At 55.3% G+C, this 3,208-nt stretch carries 1 tRNA gene and 2 rRNA genes (1 of these 3 only partly in view); all 3 read right to left on the bottom strand.

The features are described from left to right. A tRNA-Met gene (locus tag I7S92_RS22860) sits at positions 1-77 on the bottom strand. A 92-nt stretch (positions 78-169) separates the two neighbouring features. Next, a 5S ribosomal RNA gene (gene rrf / locus I7S92_RS22855) occupies positions 170-284 on the bottom strand. A 104-nt stretch (positions 285-388) separates the two neighbouring features. Next, a 23S ribosomal RNA gene (locus I7S92_RS22850) occupies positions 389-3,208 on the bottom strand; it runs 24 nt beyond the window's last position.

Here is a 3,208-nt window from a genome sequence, read left to right as displayed (position 1 = left end):
TGGTTGCGGGGGCAGGATTTGAACCTGCGGCCTTCAGGTTATGAGCCTGACGAGCTACCGGGCTGCTCCACCCCGCGCCATTTGTGCCTTGACTTGGCACGCGTGCCCCGAGGGCTTTTTCTTGCGATCGGGGGATTGTGATCGTTTTGAGGGAGGTGTCTCTTTTCAGGTCTGGCGGTGACCTACTCTCCCACGTCTTGAGACGCAGTACCATTGGCGTAGGCACACTTATCGGCCGAGTTCGGGATGGGATCGGGAGTTTTGTGCTTGCTATGACCACCAGACCGGAGAAGAGACCGGGGGTTTCCCCCCAACATCAGTGTTGTTCCAGGTTTTGTTACGTGCTTTTGACGATCCTTGAAGCAAGTATTCCTTGCTGTTACCGGATCAGATCAAGCCAATCGGGCAATTAGTACCAGTCAGCTGAACGCATTGCTGCGCTTACACCTCTGGCCTATCGACGTGGTCGTCTTCCACGGCCCTCAAGGGAGACCTTGTTTTGAAGGGGGCTTCCCGCTTAGATGCCTTCAGCGGTTATCCTGTCCGCTCATAGCTACCCAGCACTGCCGTTGGCACGACAACTGGTCCACCAGTGGAGCGTTCAACCCGGTCCTCTCGTACTAGGGTCAACTCTTCTCAAGTCTCCTGCACCCACGGCAGATAGGGACCGAACTGTCTCACGACGTTCTAAACCCAGCTCACGTACCTCTTTAAACGGCGAACAGCCGTACCCTTGGGACCTGCTCCAGCCCCAGGATGAGATGAGCCGACATCGAGGTGCCAAACGATGCCGTCGATATGGACTCTTGGGCATCATCAGCCTGTTATCCCCAGAGTACCTTTTATCCGTTGAGCGATGGCCCTCCCACTTGGGACCACCGGATCACTATGACCGACTTTCGTCTCTGCTCGACTTGTCAGTCTTGCAGTCAGGCTGGCTTCTGCCATTGCACTCAACGACCGATTTCCGACCGGTCTGAGCCAACCATCGCGCGCCTCCGTTACTGTTTGGGAGGCGACCGCCCCAGTCAAACTCCCCACCATGCACGGTCCCGGGCCCGGATAACGGGTCGCGGTTAGACAACAAGACGGCGAAGGGTGGTATCTCAAGGGAGGCTCCACGAAGACTGGCGTCCCCGCTTCGATGCCTACCACCTATCCTGCACATCACAGTCCTGTTGCCAATGCAAAGCTGGAGTAAAGGTTCATGGGGTCTTTCCGTCTAACCGCGGGTAGTGTGCATCTTGACACACAGTTCAATTTCGCTGAGTCCACGTTAGAGACAGCGGGGAGATCGTTACGCCATTCGTGCAGGTCGGAACTTACCCGACAAGGAATTTCGCTACCTTAGGACCGTTATAGTTACGGCCGCCGTTTACTGGGACTTCAATTCAGAGCTTGCACCCCTCCTCTTAATCTTCCAGCACCGGGCAGGCGTCAGACTGTATACGTCGCCTTACGGCTTCGCACAGCCCTGTGTTTTAAGTAAACAGTCGCCACCCCCTAGTTTGTGCCCCCCGCCCATAGTTGCCTACAGACGGGGCTCCCTTCTCGCGAACTTACGGGAGCATTTTGCCGAGTTCCTTTAACGTGGTTCTCTCAAGCGCCTTGGTATACTCTACCAGTCCACCTGTGTCGGTTTAGGGTACGGTCTGATGGAGGGCTATTTCCAGGAACCTCTGAGCGGCCCACCCAATCCGATAAGGGCAGACAACCTTCGAGATCCGTCACATCCTCCTGGCCCAGGAATATTAACCTGGTTCCCATCGACTACGCCTTTCGGCCTCGCCTTAGGGGCCGGCTTACCCTGCTCAGATTAGCTTTAAGCAGGAACCCTTGGACTTTCGGCGACAGGGTTTCTCACCCTGTTTGTCGCTACTCATGTCAACATTCTCGCTTCTGATCTCTCCACCGGATGCCTTACAGCCCGGCTTCACAGAAAGCTCTCCATGTCCGTCGCCGTCTTCAGCACTTGGCCGAAGGCAGATAAGACATGATGAGCTATATCACAGAACGCTCCGCTACCACGCATATCTCTATGCATCCTGAGCTTCGGCTCGTGGCTTGAGCCCCGTTACATCTTCGCCGCAGGACAGCTTGTCTAGACCAGTGAGCTGTTACGCTATCTTTAAATGATGGCTGCTTCTAAGCCAACATCCTGGTTGTTTTGGCCGTCCCACATGCTTTCCCACTTAGCCACGAATTAGGGGCCTTAGCTGCAGGTCAGGGTTGTTTCCCTCTTCACACCGGACGTTAGCACCCGATGTGTGTCTCCCGGATAGTACTCTGCGGTATTCGGAGTTTGCTTAGACTCAGTAAGGCTGTGGGCCCCCATCATCCATGCAGTGCTCTACCCCCGCAGGTATTCGTCCGAGGCGCTACCTAAATAGCTTTCGCGGAGAACCAGCTATCTCCAGGTTTGATTAGCCTTTCACCCCTAGCCACAAGTCATCCAGACCCTTTTCAACGGGTGTTGGTTCGGACCTCCAGTTGGTGTTACCCAACCTTCATCCTGCTCATGGCTAGATCACCTGGTTTCGGGTCTGATCCCACGAACTCATGCGCCCTTTTAAGACTCGCTTTCGCTGCGCCTACACCTACCGGCTTAAGCTTGCTCGTAAGACCAAGTCGTTGACCCATTATACAAAAGGTACGCCGTCAGGGCTCGAGGCCCCTCCGACTGCTTGTAGGCGTCCGGTTTCAGGTACTGTTTCACTCCCCTCGTCGGGGTGCTTTTCACCTTTCCCTCACGGTACTGGTTCGCTATCGGTCAGCAAGGAGTACTTAGCCTTCGGGGGTGGTCCCCCGATCTTCAGACAGGATTACACGTGTCCCGCCCTACTTGATACGTCCCGTGGTACTTCGCATACGGGGCTGTCACCCATGTCGCTGGCCTTTCCAGACCATTCTGCTCGCACTTCCAGGCTCGGCTGGTCCGCGTTCGCTCGCCACTACTAACGGAGTCTCTGTTGATTTCCTTTCCTCCGGGTACTTAGATGTTTCAGTTCCCCGGGTTTGCTCTTATTCCCCTATGTATTCAGGGATAAGTACCTGGCTCACCCTGCTATAAGCTGCCGAAGCAATTATAGCTGAGTGTCAGGTGGGTTCCCCCATTCGGAGATCCATGGATCAAAGCCTATTCCCGGCTCCCCATGGCTTAACGCAGGGTATCACGTCCTTCATCGCCTCTTGCTGCCTAGGCATCCAC

The sequence above is a fragment of the Tabrizicola soli genome, assembly GCF_015999335.1.
Lineage (GTDB): Bacteria > Pseudomonadota > Alphaproteobacteria > Rhodobacterales > Rhodobacteraceae > Tabrizicola > Tabrizicola soli.
This window is presented reverse-complemented; position numbering and strand designations above follow the sequence as displayed.